The following is a 24,724-nucleotide window of genomic DNA, read 5'->3' on the forward strand; positions in this document are numbered from 1 at the left end:
ACTGCAATACATTCTCAATAGGGGGTGATTCTGGTGGTGGCAGCGGGTCCGAAGGGGCGTAGAGACGAATCTCCACTGCCGTGGAAACCTCGATCTCAGGGCGCTGACCAGTTCGCCCTGTTCTGCAAGAAATATGTCAAGACGCCGAAGGGTGCCGGGGCGCGTAAACCGTTCGAGGTCCGCGATTGGCAACGTCAATTAGTGGCCTCACTGCTGGAGGATCGCCCGAAGATCGCGCTATGGGTAATCGCACGCGGGAACGGCAAGTCCACACTGGTGGCGGCCTTGGCGCTGCATCACGTCATCATGTCCGGCATCGAGGGCGCACGGGCTGTGATCGTTGCGCAGGATGAGCGCAGTGCTGGCCGGTTGCTGGCGACGGCGGCGCGCATGGTGGAACTGGACGATGAACTGTCGTCCCGGTGCCGAGTGTTTCGTGACCGGATCGAGTACGCCCCGACTAATTCTGTGATTGTGGCCCTGCCTGGTGAGGCTCACCGTATCGAGGGTGAGGACGCCAGTTTGGCCATTGCCGACGAGCTGGGAGTCATGCGCCGGGAAGCATATGAGGCTCTGCTGCACTCCACTGGTAAGCGGGCTGAGTCTCAACTGCTGGCAATCGGTACACCCTCGCCACCGTCCTGGCGGGAAGCCTCACCGATGCTGGATCTCGTTTTAGAGGGCAGGGCGAACGATGCCGAAGACTTCAAGCTGGTGGAGTTCGGCGGCGACATTGCCCACCCGGTGGACTGCCGTCACTGCTGGGCTGCTGCGAACCCTGGGCTCGGTGATCTGGTCTCTGAGGACCATATGCGGGCCGCGTTGCCCCCGCGTTCGAGGGAATCGGAGTTCCGCCGCGCACGCCTAGCGCAATGGGTAGAACACGACGATTCAAGTTTCCTGCCACAGGGTCTTTGGGAGTCCGCGAATACTGGCGAGCTGATAGAGGACGGCACCGAGGTCATCGTGAGCCTGGACGGTTCCTATTCAGGCGACGCCACGGCGCTGCTGGTGGCGACCGTCTCCAAGACTCCTCACGTGGACAAGGTGGATCTGTGGGAGCCCCCGGACGGGCAAGAGGAATACCGAATCCCGATTCACGAAGTTGAGGACGCGATCAGGGCAGCGTGCCGTCGCTGGAAGGTGATCGAGGTTGTGTGTGATCCGTTCAGGTTCGCCCGGTCCATGCAGATCCTCGAATCTGAGGGAATCCCCATTGTGGAGTTCAACCAATCACCGTCACGGCTGACCCCGGCCACCCGCGACACCTTAGAGAGCATCCTGGCCGGGGAACTGACCCATTCAGGCGATCCAGATCTAGCCCGCCACGTCACTAACGCCACCGTTATCGAGGAGGCCCGTGGAATCCGACTAGCGAAAGAAAAACGAGGATCTAAGCGGCGCATTGACCTAGCCGCGTGCCTCATCATGGCGCACTCCCGCGCCACCTGGCGAGCAAGCCGGAAGAAAAAACGACGCCGAGCAAGGAGCTTTAGAGCATGAGCAAGACAGATACCCTTCAATCACTGATCCAGACCATCGACGGACGGCAGGTTCACCTAGACCAGTTGGATCGCTTCTATGCAGGCAATCCACCGCTGTCATTCCTCAGCCCCGAGGCCCGCGAAGCCCTGGGCAACAGGTTTGGGCGCATGGCATCGAACTTCTGCCGTCTCACCGTGACCAGCATCTCGGAACGGCTGCGGATAACCGGGTTCACCCGCGACGGTCAGCCCGACCCGGCACTGTGGCAGGACTGGACTAGGAACGATCTTGACCAGCTTGCCGGCACTCTGCACCGTGAGGCGCTGACCCTGGGAACCGCTTACTGCATCGTATGGGCAGACGCCTTCGGGCAGCCGAGCATCAGCGTTGAGAGCGCACACCAGATGACTGCACTGCGTGACCCTGGCACACGCTCCATCGTCGCTGCTGCTAAACGCTGGAACACTGCTACGGGCTCCGAAGCGGTTCTATATGGTCCGGACACCATCACCCGGTTCAAGTCGGACTCCCAGAACGCCACAGCAGGCAGTCAGTACCGCATCACCGAGACGATCGACAACCCGCTGGGAGTGGTGCCGGTGGTGGAGTTCCGCAATTCAGACCGGCTCTTGGATGAAGGCGTGAGTGAGCTTCGGGACGTGATCCCGTTGCAAGACGCTCTCAATAAGCTGCTGAGCGATATGCTGGTCGGCTCGGAGTACTTCGCCCGGCCCCGACGCTGGGCAACCGGCATCGAGCTTGAGGAAGACGAAGACGGCGACGCGGAAAACCCATTCCCAGAATCCACTCGGATGTTGATAGCGGAAGGCGACACCGCGAAGTTCGGACAACTGCCGGCGTCCGACCTAGGCAGCTATGACACCGCGATTCGCAGCATCACTTCGCAAATCATGGCGGTCTCCAGTTTGCCCGCGCACTATACCGGCGTGGTCGCAAACCAACCGCCCAATGCCGACGGTCTCAGGGCTGCTGAAGCCTCTCTCACCGCCCGTGTGGAGCAACGTCAACACACCTTCGGGAGGAGCTGGGAAAAGGTGGCAGGACTGGCGCACGCAATCCGCACCAATACTGACCCGCTGGCCGCAGAGATCACAGTCACCTGGGCTGACCCGGCTACCCGTTCGGTTGCGCAGGAGGCCGATGCAGTGGTGAAACTCTTCCAAGCCGGTCTGCTTCCGGCCACGGCAGCGCTGGAACGTCTCGGCTATTCGGAAGACCAGATCCAGCGTATCCGTGACGCACGCCGCGCTGAAGCCCTCGACGGTGCCGGCACTGATCTTGAGGCGTTGCTGTCGTGAGTATCCACGACACTCTCACGCGGCTCTCTGACTCCGCACGGAGCCGGCTGGAGGCCCTGGCACGGCGGCTGGAGGCCGGGGAACTTGATTGGGAGGAGTTCCACGCCCTCGCCACTACGGAGGCCGCACGCAGGTCTTCGGCGGCATCGTCGCTGGCGGTCCTCGCCGTCGCTGCGGAGCTGTCCCGGCTGACTGGCACACCTAGGTCAACATCAACGGCGCGCGCGGGGTTCGACCTGGAGGAGGCAGCCTATGACGCGATCACCGAGCAGACCAGCACTCAATCCTTCGACCTGGACCCCGTGGCAGCAATGGGGATCGCAGGGGCCGCAATTGTCATGGCGGCCTATCAGAGCACCACTCACCGCGCCATGACTGACCAGGGAGTGAGTTTCTACCGGCGCGAAGTGGAACCCGACGCCTGCGAAATCTGCCGGGATATGGCCGACATCGTTCTACCAACCACACACCAACAGTGGCATCACAAAGGTTGTCGCTGCGTAGCCGTACCCGTCTCAGAGAATGGAGCAGACCAGTGACCGAAGAACAGACCACCGAGACCACCGAAGAGCAGGACCTGGGACATTCGGTCCCACCTGAACCGGAGCAGGAGCAGGAGCAGGCCGAAGAGGACACCTTCCCCCGCGAATATGTCCAGAAGCTCAGGGATGAGAACGCCAAGTTCAGGCAGCGGGCGCAACGCTCCGATGAGCTGGCCCACCGGCTGCACACCGCCCTTGTCGCTGCTGATGGGCGATTAGCGGACCCGACAGACCTGGAGTTCACCGAAGAGCACCTGGAGGACGCAGAATCGCTCTCAGAGGCCATTGGAGAGCTTCTGCGGTCCAAGCCTCACTTGGCCGCGCGTCGTCCCCGTGGCGACGTTGGGCAGGGTGCCAGCGGTGGCAGTGGCGGTAACGTTGACCTCGCCGGTCTACTTCGGGCAGGAGCGAGCTAATGAGCTTCGATATCAAAGACCTGCACCCCGCCGCCCGTGATGACGTCCTGGACGCCCTGAACGCTATTTACGCCGCGATGGATCGCCACGGGATCGAGCGCGTTCCAGTGATCCCCGGCGAAATTCTCTCTGACCACCTCGACAGGATTGTGGAGGAGTTCCGCCGCAAATTGGCAGCAACGGAACTGGACTGATAACAGTTCTCAATAAGCTGGTATAATGGGAGGGTCGGGCCTGGTGTCCGGCCCTCTCTATTGCTCCTGGCGGGCTGAGGCAGAACAGCAGGCGTCCAGAACTGGACACCTCAACCTCTACCGCTAAGGACAATTCCAATGGCTTTAAACACCACTGATGCCCCGGAGCTGCTGCACGAGCAGGTCAGCTCCCTACTTATCCAGCCGCTTGAGACCGCTTCAATCGTGCTGGCAGCTGGCCCCCGAATTTTCGACACCGCGTCACCGCTGCGTATCCCTAAACTGGTCGGCTCCGGCACCCCCGCATGGGTAGGCGAATCCGAGCTGATCCCAGACAATTACACAGCTGAGTTCGATGAAGTCCGGTTGATGCCTGAGTCACGCAAGAGCGTGAAAATTATCACCCGCTACAGCAACGAGATGGCGCGGCAGTCCGTGGTTGGACTCGATGCTGTACTTCGCGCACGACTGGTCAACGACGTCAGCTCCATGCTGGACGATTCCTTCCTCAACGGTGACGGCGCAGGCGACTCGGTGACCGGTATTTTCAACCAGCCCGGTACACAGAGCGCACCGCTGGACCTCACCAGCGCTGATACCTTCCTCGACGCTCTGGCAGTCACCACCGCCGCCGAAGTCACCCCTAATCGGTGGTTCCTCAACGCCGGCGACTTCATCACGGTGAGGAAGCTCAAAGATGATAATCAGCGGTATCTCCTCGAGTCAGATCTGACCCGCGATGCTACATATCGTCTCTTCGGAGTCCCGGTGACCGTGAGCAACAAGGTTCCTGCCGGGAAGGCTCTGCTGGCCGACATCTCACAGGTGGCCGTCGCACGGGACACAAACCCCCAAATCAAAATCCTGGACCAGCGCTATGCCGAATACGATCAGCAGGCGATCAGGGTTACCGCACGGTTCGATCTGGGTCTTCTGCATCCTGAAGGCGTCGTGGTCCTGGAGACCCCGGCAGGCTGATAATGGACTACGTATCCCCGCCCGATGGTGAGGACATCGCGCAGTTCCTCGGTCAAGGAGACGATCCCGCCGTCGTCGCCCTGGCCGAGGAGCACGCGCCTATCGTCCGAGCTATGGCGCAGGCATACACCCGTGGCAAAGGCTTTCAAGGCGGGCAAGTGGCAGAAGACATTCACGCCGTCCTCGTAGCCGCCACTGCGCGCCTTGTAGCCAACCCTGAGCAGATGAGTTGGGCAGCGGGTTCCGCGCGCGTCTCAGGCGCATTTAGAGGGTGGACGCTGGCCGAGACGTTCGTGCTCAATCGCTACCGGAAAAGAGCGAAGTGATGCTGCTGCATGACCGTGTGACCGTCCATATCCCCGGTGGAGAAACAGGCGAATACGACGATCTTGGAATGCCGATAACTACCCCGCCCACCACTAAGGTGCTCCCGGCTCAAGTGGACCCGGCGCGCACTGCTGACGGGGACGACGCAAACTCAGGGCAGCTCATCTCCCGGTACCGTGTGATGCTCAAAGCACCGCATGGCTTCGACCCGACCGGCGTAGATGAAGTGACCTGGAGAGGGAAGACAATCCGCGTTGACGGCCGCATTCAGCCGCAGATGATACGCGGCAGAATAAGTCATTATGAATTCACATCAGAACGGGTTAGCGGCTGATACAATTGAAGTGGTCCCGGAGGGCCGATTGGTGGAAGAACTGAATATGCGGACTGTACCCCTGACTGAGACGGCACCCGACTTGCAAGCGGCTCCCGTAAGGCCAGGGGTACAGTTTTGCCCAACACACCCCAACAAAAACCCAACACGAAATGCGTGTGAGCCCGTAATCTGCCGGTCATCGTCGGAGAGAAAAACCCCGGAATCATGCGGAAGTAGGCAGTCTCCATACACGCTCATAGGCGGGTGCATAGTAGTCTAGCAAGTGATGAATTCTGCGCACTATTTTGACTCCCCCACCGGCCCGTTCGAGCGTCGCCGGGTGGAGGTGACCTTGGCGGGGCAGCGGTTCACCGCGCTCACTGCCGGGGGCATCTTCTCCCCCGACGGCATCGACAAGGGCACCGAGACCCTCCTCCGGGAGGTTCCTGCCCCGGCGCAGACCGGGAACCTGCTGGACATCGGCTGCGGTTGGGGGCCCATTGCGCTGACCCAGGCGAAGCTGGCACCACAGGCCCACGTGTGGGCGGTGGACGTCAATGAACGGGCTCGCACGCTGGCTGCCGAGAATGCCACAGCGCTGGGTCTAGACAACGTCACCGTCTGCGCCCCGGAGGAGGTGCCCACTGGGATGCGGTTCGACACCATCTGGTCCAACCCTCCTATCCGGATTGGTAAGCCCGCACTGCACCAGCTGCTTCAGCTGTGGCTGCCTCGGCTGGAGGCCGGCGGCGAGGCCCACCTGGTGGTGCAGAAGAACCTGGGCGCAGATTCCCTGCTCACCTGGCTGAAGTCGATGCTCGCAGCGGTCAGTGAAGACTTCTCGGTGGACCGTGTGGCCAGCGTGAAAGGCTTCCGGATCCTGCGCATCCGCCGCCGGCCAGATCAGTGACGGAGAACAGCCCAGTGACAGAGAACAGGCCAGTGACAACGCACGACGCCGCCCGCCTCGGCTCGGTGCCCCGGGCGGACGAGCAGCCCCCGCAGACCCGCCAGTCCTTGCCGGAGCTGGAGGAACAGGTGGTGTTTTCCGAGTGGCGCGCCCTGCGCCGGAAGGCGAATCGGTCGCTGCCGCGAATGCGGGCGCTGATGCGGGTACTGGACTACACCCCGGAGAAGGCCACTCCGCGGATCATCGGTGTGGTCGGCTCCAAAGGGAAGGGCACTGCAGCCGCCTACGCTTCGGCGGCGGCGGCCAGTCGCGGAATGAGGGTGGTCACTGTGATGAGCCCGGGGGTGCTCTCCAACGCTGACCGGATCCGGATCAATGGGGTCCCCGCCGGGAAGGACCTCAGGGGCGAGTCACTTCAGGCGCTGGACCACGCGCGCCAGCAACTGCCTGCGCCCACGGATGTATCCGGTTACCTGGCGCCTACCGGCCTGTTTCTGCTCATGGGATTTCTCATCGCGGAGAGGGTCGGCGCTGATCTTGTGGTGGCTGAAGCGGGCATCGGTGGGGCCTCCGACGATCTCTCCCACTGGCCGCTGGAGACGGTGGTGGTGACCAGCATCTTCGGTGAGCATCTGGATCTGCTGGGACCGACCGTGGAGGATGTCGCCCGGGACAAGTCTGCGGTGATCACCGCCTCGACCCGCCGGGTGGTCTGCTGTCCGCAGTCCGCGGAAGTCCAGGCCATCATTGAGCAGCGGTGCCGGCGGCATGGTGCCGAACTGCTGAGCGCCTCAGGGACTGCCGGAACCTGGCTGCCGCAGGTGGTGAGCCACCTGCCGGAGGGCTTCGCCCGGGGCAATGCTGCCGCCGGGGTGCTGGCTGGACTCTACGCAGCCGGGGAGGATGTGCGTCTGCCGGCGCAGGACCTCCCTCAGCTGGGGGCCGCGGCCCAGTCGGTGCACTATCCCGGCCGCCTCTCCGTCCACCAGGTGCCGCCGGCGGCCTCCATGGACCAGGCTGCTCCCCGGCGCTGTGTGGTGGACTCGGCAGTCTCTCAATCCGGGCTGCGTGCTGCGCTGGACTTTGCGGAGTCTGCTCTGGCCGAGCCGGCCCAAGTGCTGGTCTCGCTGCCGCCGGGGAAGGATCTCCCCGGGTTTCTTCAGGAGTTGAAGGACCGGCCCGGACGCAAAGTGTTCGTGGAGCTGCCCGGGGCTTACACCGGCACTCCGGACCGATCGGCCTGGCCGGCAGGTCCGGAGTGGGACTGGATCACCCTCGGGGACGTCGGCGGTGAGGCGGTGCACCTGGCGGCGGCCTCGGAGCAGCTGCTGAGCCTGCTGCGTGAGCGTGACTCGCTGGCAGTGGGCACAGTGCTGTTCACCTCGCTGGTCCTGCGCAGTCTCGGCGCGCAGGCCCAGCAGCTGTTCAATTGCCAAAATTAGAGGTCGTGCCCTGCATGCCTCCCGAACGCAAGTCATATGGAGTGCGAGTAATGGAGTGTTCGCTGCGACTGGCGTCACCGGCGAAACGCCCGGAATCCATAACTCCCCACCTGTTATTTTATGAGATACTCACTTAAGCCATAAAAATGAGGGGTGTTCTTATGAGTTCGCGCGTCGAGTGGCCCTCGCTGGAATATGAAACCCACCGCTGGATCCCCGCCTCTCACGCTTCCTGGGGTCCACGCGCTGAGTTCGATGCAGCCGGGACCAGCTACAAGTCCGCTGTGGTGCCCAAGATTGCCGGAATCTCACCGTCGGTGAGTCCTGAGGCCCGGCAGGCCGCAGAGACCGCAGAGACAGAACTCACCCGTTTTGACGCTGAGCTGGGATCCCGAGTCGCAGCGTTCGCACCAGTGCTACTGCGATCTGAGGCGTCGTCGTCCTCCCAGATCGAGAACCTCACCGCCTCGGCCAGAGCGATCCTTAGCGCGGAACTCGGGCTACACCGAAGCCACAACGCTGATCAAATCGCTGCAAACACCTACGCCATGCGGGCTGCCCTGGACTTGGCCACCGAACTCTCGGTGGAATCAGTGAAGCGACTTCACGCCGTACTCATGGAGTCTCAACCCCGCCACACCCCCGGACGATGGCGCGAAGAGCCTGTGTGGATCGGTGTCCGCTCGGACTCACCGGTGGGCGCGACCTACGTCGCCCCGCACCAGAAGCACATCGCCGAGCTGATGGCTGATCTCGCTGAGTTCGTCAACGACCTCACCGTGCCGCCTCTCATCTCCGTGGCAGTCGGGCACGCGCAGTTCGAGACTATCCACCCTTTCAGCGACGGCAACGGGCGTGTCGGCCGTGCTTTGAGCCAAGCGATGCTGCGCCACCGCGGAGTGACCCGCAATGTGGCAGTGCCAGTCTCAGCGGGACTGCTGAGCGATATCGAGGGCTATCACACGGCACTGGACGCTTACCGCAACGGGGAGGTCGCCCCCATCATCCACGCCTTCGCTGATGCCTCGCTGCGCGCAGTTCACAATGCTCGTCAGCTCGTTGAGGAGATCGATCAGATTCGCCAGAGCTGGGATCAACGCCTGAGCGCACGACGACACTCCAACGCGTGGAAGCTCCTCGATGTCCTCGCCCGTTGTCCCGTGCTCAACAGCGCTGCCGCTGCTGAAGAGCTTGGGGTCAAGCAGCCCAACGTTTATCCGCCGATGAAAGCGCTTGTCGACGCAGGCATCGTGAAATCCAAGGCGGAGCACAAGCTCGGACCATTCTGGCGAAGTGATGAAGTCCTGGCCGCAGTCGACGCGTTCGCTGAGCGAGCCGGCCGACGTTCAGGCGTGTGATGCGAGCTGGGCAGGGCATCGTGGAAGGCTGATGTCCCCGGAGTAGACCAGCTCTGCCGGACCGGCGAGCTCCACGTCCTCAGCCCCGTCGGTACGTGCGATGAAGCGGACGGTCACCTCCCCTCCGGGGACGGCCACCGTCCAGGTGTTCACCGCGTCAGCCCCGGCCCAGACCCTGACCGCCGCAGCAGCCGCGCAGGTGCCGGTGCCGCAGGAAAGAGTCTCTCCCACGCCTCGTTCGTGCACGCGCATGCGCACCCGGCCGTGGTTCTCGGTCACCAGCGGGTCGGCCGGCACCACGAATTCCACATTGGTCCCCTGCGGCGGGGTGGGGTCCACAGTGGGCGCGTGGTGCAGATCCAGCTTCTGCAGGGCCGCTTCGTCAGGCAGGGCAACCACGGTGTGCGGGTTCCCCATGGAGATGCTCAGCGCTGGCCGCGGATCGGTCAGGCCTCGGGCCCGCACCAAGGAGTCCGAGGCTGATTCGGCGGCCATCTGGGGGTCAATGAAAGACCATACGCCCATCCCCACGGCGTACCCCGAGGTTACTCGGCGCACCGTGCGCAGACCCGCGCGGGTCAGCACCGGGATGCTCTCGCTGTCATTGAGTTCAAGCAGTTCTTCATCGAGCAGGAAGTGGGCGAAGGCGCGCACCCCGTTGCCGCACATTTCGGCATCGGAACCGTCGCCGTTGCGGTAGTCCATGAACCACAGCGGTGATTGGTCGGTGCTGGTGAGGCCTGCGGCGGTGAGAGCTGCGACGCCGTCGGGAAGTTTGTGTGCTGGGACCGCGCGGATCAGTCCGTCAGCGCCGATGCCGAAGTGGCGGTCGCAGAGCCAGGCGACGGTGCTGGCGCTGAGGTCGAGGGTTGCCTCCGGGTCGGAGACCATCACGAAGTCATTGCCGGTGGCCTGGGCTTTGGTGAAGCGCATACCGGTATTCAACCAGCCTGGGCGCGGATTGCTTCCATCGCGTGCTCGGCAAGCTGCGCATCCGGTGCCGGCAGCCAGGTGATGCGGGGGTCGGCCCGGAACCAAGTCTCCTGTCGGCGGGCGAATCGGCGGGTGGCGACAATGGTGTCTTCAACCGCTTCCGGTTCCTCCTTCAACCCGTCCAGCACGTCCAGGAATTGGCGGTAGCCGATGGCGGCTGCGGCGGTCTTGCTGCTGCGCAGCCCTGCGGCATCCAGGGCGCGGACTTCTTCCAGGAGTCCGGAGGTGCGCATATGCTCCACGCGGGAGGCGATGCGCTCGTGCAGCACTGCGCGGTCCACGCGCAGGCCCAGCTGCACCACCGGGGTGAGGCTGGGTTCGTAGACCCGTTGCGGCATAAATGAGGTGAAGGTGCGTCCGGTGAGTCGGATGACCTCGAGGGCCCGGACCAGACGCCGGTCATCTTTGATGGTGGCGGCTGTCTCGGGGTCTTGGCGGCGCAGCTCCTTGCGGAGCCGGGCGGGCCCCTCCTGCTCCAGCTGATCGTGGATCTGGGCGCGCAGCTGGGGATCGGTGGGCGGGAATTCGATGACGTCCAGCGCTGCTCGGACGTAGAGACCTGAGCCGCCGACCAGGATGGGGGTGCTGCCGCGCCGGCGGATATCGGCGATGACTGCGCGCGCCTGGGCCTGGTAGTCGGCCACAGAGGCCTCCTCCGACACATCGAGCAGATTGATCATGTGGTGCGGGATGCCGCTAGCTTCTTCGGGGGTGACCTTGGCGGTGCCGATGTTCATTCCGCGGTAGAGCTGCATGGAGTCGGCGTTGATGATCTCCCCGCGCAGCCGGCGAGCAAGTTCCAGGCTCAGGCCCGTCTTCCCCGAGGCGGTAGGACCCACCACGGCGATCAGCGGAGTTTGCGGCACCGGGTCAGCGGCCGACACGCAGTGCCGGCATCCCTAGGGAGACCGTGCCGGCCGTTTCAGGGTCGACTTGGGTGGTCCCGACTCCGCAGGAGTCGGCCTGCCACCGGTCCCAGGCATCCCCGGCGGCGGAGCGACGGAGGGTGTAGTCGGCTGGGGCGGGGTCGGAAAGCAGGTGGAAGCTGGCTGCCTTGGTGATGGGCACAGTCACAAAGTCTCCGGGGCGTGGAGCGGGTGCGCCCTCGGGGACGCTGAAGTGCACCAACCGGTTGTCCGGCGCTCGTCCGGAGAGCCGACCGGTCTCGTGGCCCTTGGAGCCGGTGTCGGCAGTGACCAGCAGTTCCTGGACCGTGCCCTCCAGTGCGGCGTTCTCCTCCGCGGTGATGCGGTCCTGCAGCTCCAGGAGCCGGACGAACCGCTGTTGGACGACCTCTTTGGGGATCTGGTCCGCCATCTCAGCGGCGGGAGTGCCGGGGCGGGGCGAGTACTGGAAGGTATAGGCGCTGGCAAAGCGCGAGGCCTCGACCACCCGCATGGTGTCGTCAAAATCCTCCTCGGTCTCACCGGGGAAGCCGACGATGATGTCGGTGGTCACCGCAGCCTGCGGCATCCGCTCCCGGACCTTGTCGAGGATCCCGAGGAACTTCTTGCCCCGGTAGGACCGCCGCATCGCTTTGAGGATCCGGTCCGAGCCGGACTGCAGCGGCATGTGCAGCTGCGGCATCACATTCGGGGTCTCGGCCATCGCGTCGATCACATCATCGGTGAAGCTGGCCGGGTGCGGAGAGGTGAAGCGCACCCGCTCCAGGCCGCGGATCTCCCCGCAGGCCCGCAGCAGCTTGGCGAATGCGGCCCGGTCTCCGAACTCCACCCCATAGGTGTTGACGTTCTGGCCCAGCAGTGTGACCTCGACCGCGCCATCGTGGACCAGGGCCTGAACCTCGGCGAGGACATCGCCGGGGCGGCGGTCGCGTTCTTTCCCGCGCAGGGAGGGAACGATGCAGAAAGTGCAGGTGTTGTTGCACCCTACGGAGATGGACACCCAGCCGGAATGGACGGACTCGCGCTTGGTGGGCAGCGTGGAGGGAAAGGTCTCCAGCGACTCCAGGATCTCGATGCTGGCTTCCTGGTTGTGCCGGGAGCGTTCCAGCAGGGTCGGCAGCGACCCGATGTTGTGGGTGCCGAAGACCACGTCGACGTAGGGTGCGCGCTTCAGTACCGCATCCTGGTCCTTCTGCGCCAGGCAGCCGCCCACCGCGATCTGCATCCCGTGCTTTTCTTTCAGCGGTTTGAGCTGGCCGAGGTTCCCGTAGAGCCGGTTGTCCGCGTTCTCCCGCACTGCACACGTGTTGAAGACCACCAGGTCCGGCGTGGCTCCCTCCTCCGCCGCGGCATAGCCGGCCTCCTCCAAGAGCCCGGAGATGCGCTCGGAGTCATGGACGTTCATCTGGCAGCCGAATGTGCGCACCTGGTAGGTGCGCGGCGCGACGGCGGGTGCGGAACGGTCCAGAAGTGCTTCAGTCATCTCAGCTCAAGGGTCTCGGTTGCGTTGGGCATCAGCGCCCAATTCTACCGGTCAGCGCCGGCAGTCGGGTCTGCGGTCTGCCCGCGTCAGCCACTGCGCGCTTCCAGCGCCTCACGGACCAGCTGGAACGCCGCTCCGGGGCTGTGCCCGCGGCGAGCGAGCATATTCACCATGCGGCGGGTGATCTTTTCCCGCTCTTTCCGATCCTCCGGTCCGTTGCCGACTGGCAGGGTGACCCCCCGCAGCTTATTGGCCACCAGCTCACGTGCTGCGGCGTCCTCATCCTCGGCGGAGAGCTGCCCCAGAGCTGCCTCGATGGTCTCTGGGGCGATGCCTTTCTCGTGCAGCTCTCTGCGCAGCGCCGCGGATCCGAGTCCCTTCATCTGGTGCCGCGTGGTGACCCAGCTGCGGGCGAATGCAGCATCATCGATGAGCAGGACTTCCTCCATCCGGTCCAGTACGGAGGAGATCACCTCGGGGCTGAACTCTTTGTCCCGGAGCGCTTGCGCCAGTTGGTGGCGGGATTTGGGTGAGCCGGTGAGTTTGCGCAGCACCACCGCGCGGGCCTTCGAGTACTCATCTCCAGCTGCGCTCGGCGCTGTGGAATTTGGTGTTGCGGGGCCCGGCGCTGTGGGACTCGGTACTGCAGGGTCCTGTGCTGCAGGGTCCTGTGCTGCGGCGCCCTCCCCGAACAGGTCGGAACGCAGCTGGCCGGATTCGTACCGCTCCAGCGTCTCCCGCAGTGCCTGAACTTTGGGGTCAGCCATGAGGAATCAGAGCGCCTTAAGCTCCGGGCCGTCCTCCTCCGCAGGGGTGGCCATACCGAGTTTCTGCTTAATGCGCAGCTCAATCTCATCCGCCAGGTCCGGGTTGTCCTTGAGGAAGGCCCGAGCCTTCTCCTTGCCCTGGCCCAGCTGGTCACCGTCATAGGTGAACCAGGACCCGGACTTCTTCACCAGTCCGTTCTCCACCCCGACATCGATCAGCCCGCCTTCGCGGGAGATTCCCTCTCCGTAGAGAATGTCGAACTCTGCCTGCTTGAACGGCGGTGCCATCTTGTTCTTCACGATCTTGGCGCGAGTGCGGTTGCCCACGGCATTGACGCCCTCCTTGAGCGTCTCAATGCGGCGGACATCCACCCGGACCGAGGCGTAGAACTTCAGCGCCTTGCCGCCGGAGGTGGTCTCCGGTGAGCCGAAGAAGACACCGACCTTCTCACGCAGCTGGTTGATGAAGATGGCGGTGGTCTTGGTCTGAGCGAGCCGTCCGGTGATCTTCCGCAGTGCTTGGGACATCAGCCGCGCCTGCAGACCCACATGGGAGTCCCCCATCTCACCTTCGATCTCAGCCCGGGGCACCAGAGCGGCCACGGAGTCGATGACCACAATGTCCAAGGAACCGGAGGAGATCAGCATGTCCATGATCTCCAGGGCCTGTTCCCCGGTGTCCGGCTGGGAGACCAGCAGCTCGTCAGTGTTCACGCCCAACCGCTCAGCGTAGGTGGGATCCAGTGCGTGCTCGGCGTCGATGAACGCGGCAATGCCGCCGGCCTTCTGCGCGTTGGCCACAGCGTGCAGCGCCACGGTGGTTTTGCCGGAGGACTCCGGACCGTAGATCTCCACCACGCGGCCGCGCGGGAACCCTCCGATGCCCAGCGCAGCGTCCATGGCGATGGAGGAGGTGGGGATGGTCTCAATGGGTGTGCGGGTCTCATCGCCCAGACGCATCACCGACCCCTTGCCGTACTGCTTGTCGATCTGAGCCAGTGCCGTTTCCAGGGCCTTCTGACGATCCGGGCTGGAAGCCATGATTCACCTCGCGGAGAGTTGTTGTTCATTGTCACAGTCGAGACTAGGGCCAGCCTCCGACATGCGCTCGGTCGGTCGGGTGATCTGTGCGGAGCCCGGCGCGGCGGTGCTGCCCAGAACACTTCTGAGGAGAACTCTACGCAATGATCGAACACATATTCGATCAACACGCCGGGGAGTGCGCCGCTTGCGCTGCTGCACCTGCACGGTCCTAGGGCTTCGGCGGGATGTCCCGCCCCAGCCGACGCTCCTGGGGCACGTCCTGCTGATGACATAGGGCTTCCCAGACTTCCCGGGTGGAGATCCCCGCCCCCAGTGCCTCGCGTGCGGTGAGCTGGAAGGGCGTGATGACCAGCTGATCAGCCAGCACATGCGCGTAGTGCTTGCCGAACTCCTCCTCCATCAGGGTCCAGAACTTGGAGTGCCGCATTGGGGATCAGGCCACTTTGGGCTGGACGGTCGGGCTCTGGGCTGATGGGCTCTGGGCTGATGGGCTCTGTGCGGGCCGGCTCTGCGCGCCCGGGCTCTGGGCTGACGAGCTGTCAGCAGCGCCTGTGCCAGCGGCAGCGGCACAGAAGCCGGCGTCGTCGTACTCTGCGTAGGTCTGGTTCATCTTGGCCAGCAGGCCGGAGAGCATCATGATGTCCTCCTCCGACCATGGCTGGAGCATATGCAGATAGCGTTCGGAGCGTTCCTGCTGGGCGGTGTCGAGCCGACAGCGGCCCTGTTCGGTCAGTGAGATCACCATGGCGCGACCATCGGCCGGATCGGCCTTCTTGGTGATGAAGCCGCGTTCTGCAAGGGTGGTGAGCTGCCTCGACAGAGTCGGTTTGCCGATCCCCAGGTGTTTGGAGATGTCGGTCATGCGCTGTGCGCCCTCGCGCTGGAGGGTGAAGAGGATGGAGTAGGCGGCCGGTTCGATCTCGGGGTCGATGGACTGGGCCAGCTGGATCGCATTGTGCCGCCGGCGCAGAAAGAGCCGGTGGAGCTCCTGCTGCAGTTCCCTGACGTGCACGCGGCGATCCTCAGAAACCATGGAGTCCAGTCTAACGGGTGCGGCTGTGGGAACCGGCTGGGTGCCGGCGGGCACAGCCGCGGGTGAGCGTGCGGCTCAGTGCAGCAGCTCCAGCTCTCCGGTGTCGAATTCGCGCTGCAGCTCGGTGGGCACTGTGTCCGGCACCTGGGAGCCTTCAGCGGCGGCGATGCGTTCGGCGACTTGGAACAGCATGGCTGCCAGCGGCACATTGAGCGCGGTGCAGATGCTGGCCAGCAGCTCGGAGGAGGCCTCCTTCTGTCCGCGTTCAACTTCAGAGAGGTAGCCCAGGCTGACCCGGGCGTCATGGGACACATCACGCAACGTGCGGCCCTCGGACTGGCGGATGCTGCGCAGCACGTCACCGATTTCCTGACGCAGGACAACACCTTTGGCCTCGCGGGCCGCATCAGATGCGCCCGCGGCGTCGGTGTCCTTCCACCGGGTGACACCGTTGACGGTGACTGGCTGCCTCATCATGAGAATCTCCCTCGCGTGTACTTCTCTCGTCTAGATCCAACTCTAATCACCGTAGGTTTGTTCCCCCACCGTAACCCTGGATCCTGAGAGGGAGCTTATGCCTCGGGCAGGCCGGCGGGCTCGGTGTGCAACAGATCATTGACCAGTTGCAGGGCGCCCTCCACGCTGGCCCAGCGGATTGCCTCCCGATCCCCGTCCAGGTCCAGCAGCCGGTACCCGGCTAGTGCACCCTGCTCGGTCACGGACTCGGCCGCAGAGCTCTGTGCAGGGCAGGACAGGCCCAGACGCTCGACGACGCCGGGGGCCACATAGAACCCCAGGTAGACGGTGCCCACGGATTTTCCCTGGTGGGGTTCGGGTCCGGCGACGCCGGTGGTGGAGACCCCGATCTCTGCGGCACAGGCCTGCGCGCCGCCCCGGGCCATCTGGGCGGCGACCTCGCCGTCGACGGCTCCGTGAGTCTCCAACAGGTCTGCGTCCACGCTCAGGACGTTCTCCTTCACCCCGTTGGAGTAGGCCACCACTCCCCCGAGCATGGCGACGGAGGCGCCCGGAACGTCAGCGATCCGGGAGGCCAGGGCCCCGGCGGTGAGTGACTCGGCTGTGGCAATGGTCAGCCCCCGGTGGCCCAGCCGCTGGACGAGCTCCTCGGGGTCGGTGGAGCGTTCGGCGCTGCGGGCGACCTGCTCGGCGTCTCCTTCCACCATCAGGAGTTGCCTTTCGCGGCACGGCGGATGCGCAGCGCCTGGATGACGTAGTCGATGCCGGTGACCACAGTGACCACCAGCGCGGCCATCATGATCCAGAAGGAGACCTCGGCCAGCCAGCCGGCGATCACCGCCAGCGGCAGCAGCATCAGCTGCAGGCCGGCAGTCTGCAGCAGGGTCTTCAGCTTCCCGCCGCGGGAGGCCGGCATCACCTGGGTGCGCAGCATCACCAGCCGCAGCACGGTGATGCCCAGCTCGCGGACCAGGATAAGCACGGTCACCCACCAGGGCAGCTCACCGAGGAGGGAGAGCATCACCAGGGCGGCGCCGATGAGCAGCTTGTCGGCAATGGGGTCGGCGATCTTGCCGAAGTCGGTGATGAGGTTGCGTTTCCGGGCCAGGTCGCCGTCCACGGCGTCGGTGGCCATGGCCAGGGCGAACACGCCGGCAGCCATCCAGCGGAAGATCCCCTCGCCGGATTCCAGCGGCTGCAGGGCCCCGGCGCCCGAAGGCTCGGCGTCGATCACCAGCAGCACGATGAGCACCGGCACCAGCAGGATGCGCACCATCGTGAGCACGTTGGCGATGTTCAGCAGCGGAGCCGCAGCGTTGGCGTTCATCCCAGTCAGAGTACTACTGACGGCCGGCTTCTACGACCGGCCCAGCTCAGGTCGCCGGTCAGTGCCACCGATCTTCGTCCGGTCACCGTCCGGTCAGCGCCCAGGCGTCCTCGGAGCCGGTGGGCTGGTCGGCGTCGTCGTAGTAGTCCGTCGCCTCGCTGAGATCCCGGGTGCGCTCTGCCATGTCCCGGGCGATCAGGTCCGATCCCCAGTCCTCCTCCGCGTTCTCCTCAGCTGCTGGTTCCGGTTCTGGCTGGGGCGTGCGGGCCGGCACGGCTTCGGTGGCAGTGGTGGTGGGCACCGAGGCTGCCGGTTCCACCTCGGCGGCTCCGTCGAAGGGCTGGGGGGCGTCGTCGTCGGCGGATTCACCGTTGATGGCGGCCAGGACCTCTCCGAGCTCCTCGGGGGTGACCAGCACATCGCGGGCCTTGGAGCCCTCCGAGGGGCCGACGACGCCGCGGGACTCCATGAGGTCCATGATGCGGCCCGCCTTGGCGAAGCCCATCTTCAGCTTACGCTGCAACATGGAGGTGGAGCCGAACTGGGTGGTGACCACCAGCTCGGTGGCCGCCAGCAGCAGCTCGAGGTCCTCGCCGATATCCTCGTCGATCTGGCGCTTCTTCGGCTCCATGGCCTTGACGGCGTCTTCACGGTACTGGGCCTTCAGCTGTGACTTCACATGCGCCACCACGGCCTCGACCTCGGACTCGTTGACCCAGGCGCCCTGCACACGCATGGGCTTGGACTGGCCCATGGGGAGGAAGAGGGCGTCACCCTGGCCCAGCAGCTTCTCCGCGCCGACGGAGTCCAGCACCACCCGGGAGTCGGTGGCGGAGCTGGTGGCAAACGCCATCCGGGAGGGCACATTGGCTTTGATCAGGCCGGTGACCACGTTGACCGAAGGCCGCTGGGTGGCCAGCACCAGGTGAATGCCGGCGGCGCGGGCCAGCTGCGTGATCCGGACGATGGAATCTTCCACGTCCCGCGGGGCGACCATCATCAGGTCGGCCAGCTCGTCGACGATCACCAGCAGGTAAGGGTAGGGCCGCAGCACCCGCTTGGAGTCCGGCGGCAGCACAATCTTTCCGGCGCGGACCGCGGCGTTGAACTCGTCGATCTTCTTGTAGCCGAAGTGGGCGAGATCGTCGTAGCGGTTGTCCATCTCCTTGCACACCCACTCCAGGGCCTCGGCGGCCTTCTTGGGGTCGGTGATGATGGGGGTGACCAGGTGGGGGATGCCCTCGAACGCGGTGAGCTCCACCCGTTTGGGGTCCACCATGACCATGCGCACCTCATCCGGGGTGGAGCGCATCAGCACGGAGGTGATCATGGAGTTGATGAAGGCAGACTTACCCGCTCCGGTGGCGCCGGCGACCAGCAGGTGGGGCATCTTGGCGAGGTTGGCGACCACGAAGCCGCCCTCGACGTCCTTGCCGACACCCATGACCATGGGGTGTTCGAGTTTGCGGGCGGCGTTGGAGCGCAGCACATCGCCCAGCGCCACGGCCTCTTTGTCCCGGTTGGGGATCTCGATGCCGATGGCCGACTTGCCCGGGATGGGTGAGAGGATGCGCACCTCGTTGGAGGCCACCGCGTAGGCGATGTTCTTCTCCAGGGTGGTGACCTTCTCCACCTTGGTGCCCGGGGAGAGCTCAATCTCGTAGCGGGTGACGGTGGGGCCGCGGGAGAAGCCGGTGACCTCGGCGTCGACCTTGAACTGCTGGAAGGTGGCGTCCAGGGCGGCGACGATCTCCGCGTTGGCGTCCGTATTGTGCTTCGGCGGCGGCCCGGCCGGCAGCAGCGACTGCTCCGGGAGGGTGTAGGTGACGTCCCCGGAGAGCTCCAGCTGTTCGCTGCGCACCGGCAGGTCAGTGGCCGGCGCCGGCGCCTCCGGCACAGAGGTGGCCTTGGGGGTCGACGCCGTGGGCTTGGCAGGGGCCTCGGAGCCGGGGAAACCGGCGGCGCGTTTTGTCGCTTCGATCTGCTGCTGCTGTTTGGTGGGACGCTTCTGCCCGGGTTTGAGCTGGGCTGCCTCATCGGTGGGCTCCACGTGGACCGAGGAGTCGTAGGCGCCGTGGGCGGCGTCGACCGCCTCGGTGGCTGCGGTGTCTGCCGGGTCGGCGGCGTCGTCGTCCGCGGAGGCGGCATCCTGACCGGTGAGCTTGGCGAAGAAGCCGGGCCGTCCTGAGGTCTTGCTGTTCTTCTTGCCGCGGCCGGGCTTTGCGCTCTTCGGGCGGGGAGGCTTGGCCTCAGACTCGTGGAAGTACTCGGCGTGCTGCTGCTGGGCGGCTCCGCCGGACGGAGCTTCCGGACCTGCGGCCCGGGGTGCGGGCTCGCCGATGATGTAGTCGCGGGCGACGGCGATCCGGGCCGGGATCCGCCGGACCGGGGTGTCGGTGAGCACCAGCAGGCCGACCACCAGCAGTACGGAGAGCAGCGCCCAGACCGGGTACTGGGTGACCAGGGAGGCCATGGGCACGACCACGAGGTAGCCCAGGACCCCGCCGGAGTCGATCATCTGCTCGAACCCGCCGTCCGGAGACTGGGAGAAGATCTGGTTGATGGTGGGGATGCCGGCGGTGAGGTGGGCCAGTCCGGAGGAGGCGGCCAGGATGATGGCCAGTCCGATGGCGACGCGTCCGTTGGCCTCGTGCTGCTGGGGTGAGCGGAAGTAGCGGATGGCGGTGATGAACAGCGCCAGCGGCAGGATCACCGAGGCCCAGCCGAAAGTTCCGGCGGTGACCCGGTGGACCACATCGGACAGCCAGTGGTCCCAGTTGTGCGCACCCCACCAGTCCACCACTGCGGTCAGCGCGGCCAGCAGGAAGAACACCATGCCGGCGCCGTCGCGGCGGTCGTCGGGGTGGACCTTCACCTGGGTGCCGATGCTGCGCGTTGCGGCGCCGACCGGGGTGGCCAGGGCCATCCACAGGCCGCGGGCCGCGATCGCCAGCAGACTGCCGCGCTCCTGCTGGGGAGGGGTTTGCTTCGACGTCTGCGCGCGAGATCCGGAGGAAGCGGGTTTCTTCTTGCCGGACGACCGCGAGGGGGAAGTACGTGTCGCCATTGGTCCAACATAGCCCGCGGCGCGGCGGAAGGGCCGCATTTACGCGCGGCTGAACGGGTAACGGGCCATTGTGGGCCAACGCCGCGCGATTTCGCGTTCACCGCGGAATACGCCACGCGCTAGCGCCCAAACGCCGCGGCGTTTCCCTGCAAAGGACAGACGAGGACGGGCAGGACAGGGCGGGTGGTCAGTGATGGGCGGTCAGCTGCGGTATCGCAAGCAGCGGGTGGGCGTCACCGCCGGCGGCTCACTCCGGCATTGGCGAGGAAGCGGCCGAGCCGCTCGGGTTGTTTGAAGTCCTCCCAGGTCCACCGCACTACCGTCCAGCTCGCACGCCGCAGCGCATCTTCGCGCTGTTTTTCCTCGAAGACCACCTCCGCGGGGTCCTTTCCATTGCGGAACTCCCTGGACATGTACTTGGTCCTGCCATCGAACTCGCCGATCACCCGCTCCTCCTCCCAGCAGAAGTCCACTCGGTACACTCCGCGGTCGGTGGAGACCCGCATTTGCAGGGACGGCGCACCGAATCCCAGCTGGTGGATGAGGACGCGCGAATACGATTCGCCGGGTGATTCGCTGGCCGGATCCGCAAAGGCCCAGGCCTGTTGCCACCGGGTGCGCATCCTGACCGTGCTCAGATAGTGCAGCCATGGCTGGAGATCGAGATGCGGCTGTGCCTGCGCCCAGTCGAGGGCCACGACCGCCTCATCGAACGGCATTCGGCTGGCGGTGTCTATCAGGGCGAGCTCCAGCGGCTCGACTCGGTAGTGGCGTGGCCCCCGAATACCAGCATGGGGCCGCAGCGTCGTCGTCTCATGTAGCGGGGAGGAACCGCTGCGCAGACTCTCCAATAGTGCCCCCCGACGCATCCCCGTGGGCAGCGGCGGGTACACCAGGCGTGTCGGGATATTGCGCAGCAGGGTCGCCGGTATGTCCGTCCGACCTGGATGACGCTGGCGGTACGCCCTCCGGAACCCCTCAGTGCTGAGCGGGCCGGACAGTGCCGGCGCAGCGACCCGGCCGGTGCCGCCCTGCCTGATGGTGCGGGCCCAGACGGACTCCGGAGTGCGCAGCAGGGGAACGCCGTGCAGCAGCAAGGCAGTCTCCCTGCAGAAGACCGGGTCCCGGGACATGGCTGTGGCAGCCACCGCAGCCTCGTACCGCCGCCAGGGCGGGGAGTCCATCCAATCCGCGGCTGCGACATAGACGCCGCTGCGTACTCTGAACAGACGCCCGGCTCTGACTCCGCGAGCCAGGAGCGTACTGGTGTGCTCTCCGTCCCGGTAGGCGCCGGCGACGAGTTCAATCGGGGTCCTGCCTGCACTGCTGGCCATGACTCCAGTCTTGCGGGTGGGCCCCGGCCCCGGTACCGGGGACTGCGAATCTGTGGAAAACGCCGGCCGGCCGGCTCGCCCTGCCCCCAACGCCGCAGAATTTCGCCTTCGCCGCATCAAATGTGCCGCGGTATCAGCGAATTCGCGCGGTGTGCAGCCCGAACACGCCAGAACCAGCGGCGCGGAGGCCGGCCTGCGGGGCGCGTGAGGGCTACGGTGCGGTGGGGGCGGCCAGGCGGATAGAGCCGGCGGAGCGGCAGGAGCCGGAGGCAGTGCCGCCGCGCCAGCTGCTAGGTCTCGACCACCACGGGGACGATCATCGGCTTCCGGCGCAGCTTCCGGTTCACCCAGGAGCCGATGGTGCGCCGGACAATCTGCTGCAGCTGATGGGTGGTGTGCTCCTTGTTGCCCTCGATCGCCTCGGTGAGCGCTTCGGCGATCTTCGGCTTGATCTTCTTGAACACATCATCCTCTTCGGCCACCCCGCGGGCGTGGATGTCCGGCCCGGAGATGATCTTGCCGGTCTGCCGGTTCACCACCGTGATCACGGAGATGAAGCCCTCCTCCCCCAGGGTTCGGCGGTCTTTGAGCTCGGAGTCAGTGATCTCCCCCACGCTGGAGCCGTCCACGTAGACGTACCCGGCCTCAATCTGGCCCACGGTGCGGGCGGTGCCCCCGCGCAGGTCCACCACGGAGCCGTCCTCGCACAGCAGCACGTTCTCCTTGGGCACCCCGGAGAGTTCGGCGAGCTTGCCGTTGGCGATCAGGTGCCGGTGCTCGCCGTGGACGGGCATGGCGTTGCCGGGCTTGAGGATGTTGTAGGTGTAGAGCAGCTCACCGGCGCTGGCGTGGCCGGAGACGTGGACCTTGGCATTGTCCTTGTGCACCACATCTGCACCCAGGCTCATCAGTCCGTTGATCACGCGGTAGACCCCGGTTTCGTTGCCGGGAATCAACGACGACGCCAGGATCACCGTGTCGCCCTCGCCCACCTGGACTTGGTGGTCGCCGTTGGCCATGCGGGAGAGTGCGGCCATCGGCTCGCCCTGCGACCCGGTGGACATCAGCACCACCTTGTGGTCCGGGTACTGGTCGACCTTCTTCAGGTCGATCAGGATGTTCTCCGGGATCTCCAGGTAGCCCAGCTGCTTGGCGATGGACATATTGCGCACCATGGACCGGCCCACGAATGCGACCTTCCGGTCATGGGCGGCGGCGGCGTCGAGCACCTGCTGCACCCGGTGGATGTGGCTGGAGAAGCTGGCCACGATCACTCGGCGCTGAGCCTGGGAGATGACCTGGTCGATCACCGGCCCGATCTCCTTCTCCGGGGTGGTGAACCCGGGGATGTGGGCGTTGGTGGAGTCGGCCAGGTAGAGGTCCACCCCTTCCTCGCCGACCCGGGCGAAGTGCCGGAGGTCGGTGATGCGCCCATCCAGCGGCAGCTGGTCCATCTTGAAGTCGCCGGTGTGCAGGACCGTCCCAGCCTCGGAGCGGATGAAGACTGCCAGGGCGTCCGGAATGGAGTGGTTCACGGCGATGAACTCGCATTCGAATGGGCCGAGCCGCTCCACCCCACCTTCCCGCACAGTGAGCGTGTACGGGGTGATCCGGTGTTCCTGCAGCTTGGCCTCAATCAGCGCCAGGGTCAGTTTGGACCCGATCAGCGGGATGTCGGCCTTGCGCCGCAGCAGGTACGGCACTGCGCCGATGTGGTCTTCGTGGCCGTGGGTGAGCACCAGCCCCACCACGTCGTCGAGCCGGTCCTCGATATAGCTGAAGTCCGGCAGGATCAGGTCCACCCCGGGCTGCTCCTCCTCGGGGAAGAGCACGCCGCAGTCGACGATCAGCAGTTTGCCGTTGAGCTCGAACACGGTCATGTTCCGCCCGATTTCGCCGAGCCCGCCCAGCGGGACAATCCGCATGGTGCCTGGCTTGAGCTTCGGGGGGATGCGGATTTTTTCAGGTGTCACAGTGGAGTGGGGCTCCTTTTCTCAGAGGGTCCAACCAGCTTCTCGCAGGTCGGCAAGGACGAGCTCCTGCTCGACCTTATTAGCCTGCACCAGGGGCAGGCGAACGTCTGTGTTGATGGGGAAGCCCAGCCAGTTCAGCACCAGCTTGGAGGACACTGCGCCCTGCACACGGGTCATCAGGGCGCGGATCACCGGGCCCAGCTCCGAGTGGGCGATGCGGGCTTCCTTCAGGTCATAGTTCAGCACCGCGTCCACCATCCGGCGGAAGCTGGGCGCTGCCACATGGGAGGTCACCGATACGACGCCGGCAGCACCCATCGCCATCCAGGCCAGCACGTTCTGGTCATCGCCGGAATACACCTCAAGGCCGGTCTTGGTGAGCACCTCTGTGGTGGCGGTGATGTCATTCTTGGCGTCTTTGAGGCTCATGATCCGCGGGTGCTCGGCCAAGCGGAGGAGCGTTTCGGTGGCGATCGGGATGCCGGTGCGCCCGGGGATGTCATAGATCATCAGCGGCAGGTCGGCAGCATCGGCAACGGCGCGGTAGTGCGCCAGCACGCCGTCCTGGGAGGGCTTGTTGTAGTACGGGGTGACCACCAGCTGGCCGTCAGCACCGGCTCGTTCGGCCTTGGCCGCCATCTCCAGGTCGTGCGAGGTGTGGTTGGTGGAGGTCCCGGCGATGATCTTGGCGCGGTCCCCCACTGCGGACTTCGCCGCGCGCACAAGATCAGCCTTCTCATAATCCTCCAGGGTGGAGGTCTCCCCTGTGGTCCCGGAGACGACGAGGGAGTCGTTGCCCTCGTCGACCAGCTTGACCGCGAGCGCCTCGAAGGCCTTGAAGTCCACCCGGTCATCTTTGGTGAACGGGGTGACCATGGCGGTGATGAGGTGGCCGAAGTGCGGATCGGTCTGGTCGGGGTGCTGGACCTCACCCTTGGCCAGATAGGGATCGAACTCGTGACCGGTCGCGGTGGTGGGCTCCTGCGGCCCTCGCTCAGCGGGGAACTCGGAAGTCATAGGCATTAGCCTACCTG

The 24,724-nt window shown here is 65.2% G+C and carries 25 protein-coding genes; 11 read left to right on the forward strand and 14 right to left on the reverse strand.

Annotation, left to right across the window (positions count from 1 at the left end):
* Positions 1 to 201: 201 nt before the first annotated feature.
* From FEF27_RS07595 to FEF27_RS07645, 11 genes are all read left to right on the forward strand, one after another.
* A complete protein-coding gene (locus FEF27_RS07595; protein ID WP_208009730.1) occupies positions 202 to 1,503 on the forward strand; it encodes a terminase TerL endonuclease subunit in 1,302 nt (433 codons plus the stop codon).
* Positions 1,500 to 2,804 (forward strand): phage portal protein, encoded by a 1,305-nt coding sequence (locus FEF27_RS07600; protein ID WP_138170255.1) that lies wholly within the window; start codon positions 1,500 to 1,502, stop codon positions 2,802 to 2,804. The genes FEF27_RS07595 and FEF27_RS07600 overlap by 4 nt, the downstream gene beginning before the upstream one ends.
* Positions 2,801 to 3,343: a hypothetical protein gene (locus FEF27_RS07605; RefSeq protein ID WP_138170256.1), complete on the forward strand. Its 543-nt coding sequence runs from the start codon at positions 2,801 to 2,803 to the stop codon at positions 3,341 to 3,343. The genes FEF27_RS07600 and FEF27_RS07605 overlap by 4 nt, the downstream gene beginning before the upstream one ends.
* Positions 3,340 to 3,762, forward strand: a complete 423-nt coding sequence (locus FEF27_RS07610) for a hypothetical protein (protein WP_138170257.1) — start codon at positions 3,340 to 3,342, stop codon at positions 3,760 to 3,762. Before FEF27_RS07605 ends, FEF27_RS07610 begins: the two co-directional genes overlap by 4 nt.
* Positions 3,762 to 3,956, forward strand: coding sequence for a hypothetical protein (locus FEF27_RS07615; protein WP_138170258.1), 195 nt, complete (start codon positions 3,762 to 3,764; stop codon positions 3,954 to 3,956). The genes FEF27_RS07610 and FEF27_RS07615 overlap by 1 nt, the downstream gene beginning before the upstream one ends.
* 138 nt (positions 3,957 to 4,094) lie before the next feature.
* On the forward strand, positions 4,095 to 4,934 hold the full coding sequence (locus FEF27_RS07620) for a phage major capsid protein (RefSeq protein ID WP_138170259.1): 840 nt from the start codon (positions 4,095 to 4,097) through the stop codon (positions 4,932 to 4,934).
* Positions 4,935 to 4,936: 2 nt separating this feature from the next.
* A complete protein-coding gene (locus FEF27_RS07625) occupies positions 4,937 to 5,260 on the forward strand; it encodes a hypothetical protein (protein WP_138170260.1) in 324 nt (107 codons plus the stop codon).
* Positions 5,260 to 5,595, forward strand: coding sequence for a hypothetical protein (locus FEF27_RS07630; RefSeq protein WP_138170261.1), 336 nt, complete (start codon positions 5,260 to 5,262; stop codon positions 5,593 to 5,595). Before FEF27_RS07625 ends, FEF27_RS07630 begins: the two co-directional genes overlap by 1 nt.
* 268 nt (positions 5,596 to 5,863) lie before the next feature.
* Positions 5,864 to 6,487 carry a class I SAM-dependent methyltransferase gene (locus FEF27_RS07635; RefSeq protein ID WP_138170262.1) on the forward strand — a complete coding sequence of 208 codons (624 nt, stop codon included), beginning with the start codon at positions 5,864 to 5,866 and terminating at the stop codon, positions 6,485 to 6,487.
* A 32-nt stretch (positions 6,488 to 6,519) separates the two neighbouring features.
* A complete protein-coding gene (locus FEF27_RS07640; protein WP_138170263.1) occupies positions 6,520 to 7,929 on the forward strand; it encodes a folylpolyglutamate synthase/dihydrofolate synthase family protein in 1,410 nt (469 codons plus the stop codon).
* A gap of 161 nt (positions 7,930 to 8,090) precedes the next feature.
* Positions 8,091 to 9,287, forward strand: a complete 1,197-nt coding sequence (locus FEF27_RS07645) for a Fic family protein (RefSeq protein WP_138170264.1) — start codon at positions 8,091 to 8,093, stop codon at positions 9,285 to 9,287.
* Here the strand turns inward: FEF27_RS07645 and dapF are convergent.
* From dapF to dapA, 14 genes are all read right to left on the reverse strand, one after another.
* Complete coding sequence (dapF, locus tag FEF27_RS07650; protein ID WP_138170265.1) at positions 9,276 to 10,220, reverse strand: diaminopimelate epimerase; 945 nt, start codon at positions 10,218 to 10,220, stop codon at positions 9,276 to 9,278. The genes FEF27_RS07645 and dapF overlap by 12 nt on opposite strands.
* 8 nt (positions 10,221 to 10,228) lie before the next feature.
* Positions 10,229 to 11,164: a tRNA (adenosine(37)-N6)-dimethylallyltransferase MiaA gene (gene miaA / locus FEF27_RS07655; RefSeq protein WP_243729147.1), complete on the reverse strand. Its 936-nt coding sequence runs from the start codon at positions 11,162 to 11,164 to the stop codon at positions 10,229 to 10,231.
* Positions 11,151 to 12,668 (reverse strand): tRNA (N6-isopentenyl adenosine(37)-C2)-methylthiotransferase MiaB, encoded by a 1,518-nt coding sequence (gene miaB / locus FEF27_RS07660; RefSeq protein ID WP_138170266.1) that lies wholly within the window; start codon positions 12,666 to 12,668, stop codon positions 11,151 to 11,153. The genes miaA and miaB overlap by 14 nt, the downstream gene beginning before the upstream one ends.
* Before the next feature lie 86 nt (positions 12,669 to 12,754).
* Positions 12,755 to 13,435, reverse strand: coding sequence for a regulatory protein RecX (locus FEF27_RS07665; protein WP_138170267.1), 681 nt, complete (start codon positions 13,433 to 13,435; stop codon positions 12,755 to 12,757).
* 6 nt (positions 13,436 to 13,441) lie between these two features.
* Entirely contained in the window at positions 13,442 to 14,476 is a 1,035-nt protein-coding gene (gene recA / locus FEF27_RS07670; protein ID WP_138170268.1) for a recombinase RecA, read from the reverse strand.
* Between the two features lie 211 nt (positions 14,477 to 14,687).
* Entirely contained in the window at positions 14,688 to 14,906 is a 219-nt protein-coding gene (locus FEF27_RS07675) for a DUF3046 domain-containing protein (protein WP_138170269.1), read from the reverse strand.
* A gap of 6 nt (positions 14,907 to 14,912) precedes the next feature.
* Positions 14,913 to 15,512, reverse strand: a complete 600-nt coding sequence (locus FEF27_RS07680; RefSeq protein WP_138170270.1) for a MarR family winged helix-turn-helix transcriptional regulator — start codon at positions 15,510 to 15,512, stop codon at positions 14,913 to 14,915.
* Positions 15,513 to 15,587: 75 nt separating this feature from the next.
* Positions 15,588 to 15,989: a helix-turn-helix domain-containing protein gene (locus FEF27_RS07685; RefSeq protein ID WP_138170271.1), complete on the reverse strand. Its 402-nt coding sequence runs from the start codon at positions 15,987 to 15,989 to the stop codon at positions 15,588 to 15,590.
* Between the two features lie 95 nt (positions 15,990 to 16,084).
* Entirely contained in the window at positions 16,085 to 16,696 is a 612-nt protein-coding gene (locus FEF27_RS07690; protein ID WP_138170272.1) for a CinA family protein, read from the reverse strand.
* Complete coding sequence (gene pgsA / locus FEF27_RS07695) at positions 16,696 to 17,316, reverse strand: CDP-diacylglycerol--glycerol-3-phosphate 3-phosphatidyltransferase (protein ID WP_138170273.1); 621 nt, start codon at positions 17,314 to 17,316, stop codon at positions 16,696 to 16,698. Before pgsA ends, FEF27_RS07690 begins: the two co-directional genes overlap by 1 nt.
* Before the next feature lie 82 nt (positions 17,317 to 17,398).
* Positions 17,399 to 20,383, reverse strand: coding sequence for an FtsK/SpoIIIE family DNA translocase (locus tag FEF27_RS07700; RefSeq protein WP_138170274.1), 2,985 nt, complete (start codon positions 20,381 to 20,383; stop codon positions 17,399 to 17,401).
* Positions 20,384 to 20,616: 233 nt separating this feature from the next.
* A complete protein-coding gene (locus FEF27_RS07705; protein ID WP_138170275.1) occupies positions 20,617 to 21,717 on the reverse strand; it encodes a hypothetical protein in 1,101 nt (366 codons plus the stop codon).
* Positions 21,718 to 22,007: 290 nt separating this feature from the next.
* On the reverse strand, positions 22,008 to 23,642 hold the full coding sequence (locus FEF27_RS07710) for a ribonuclease J (RefSeq protein WP_138170358.1): 1,635 nt from the start codon (positions 23,640 to 23,642) through the stop codon (positions 22,008 to 22,010).
* A 69-nt stretch (positions 23,643 to 23,711) separates the two neighbouring features.
* A complete protein-coding gene (dapA, locus tag FEF27_RS07715) occupies positions 23,712 to 24,707 on the reverse strand; it encodes a 4-hydroxy-tetrahydrodipicolinate synthase (protein WP_138170276.1) in 996 nt (331 codons plus the stop codon).
* Between the last annotated feature and the right edge of the window lie 17 nt (positions 24,708 to 24,724).

This window comes from Nesterenkonia sphaerica, from assembly GCF_005771565.1.
In the GTDB taxonomy this organism is placed as follows: domain Bacteria; phylum Actinomycetota; class Actinomycetes; order Actinomycetales; family Micrococcaceae; genus Nesterenkonia; species Nesterenkonia sphaerica.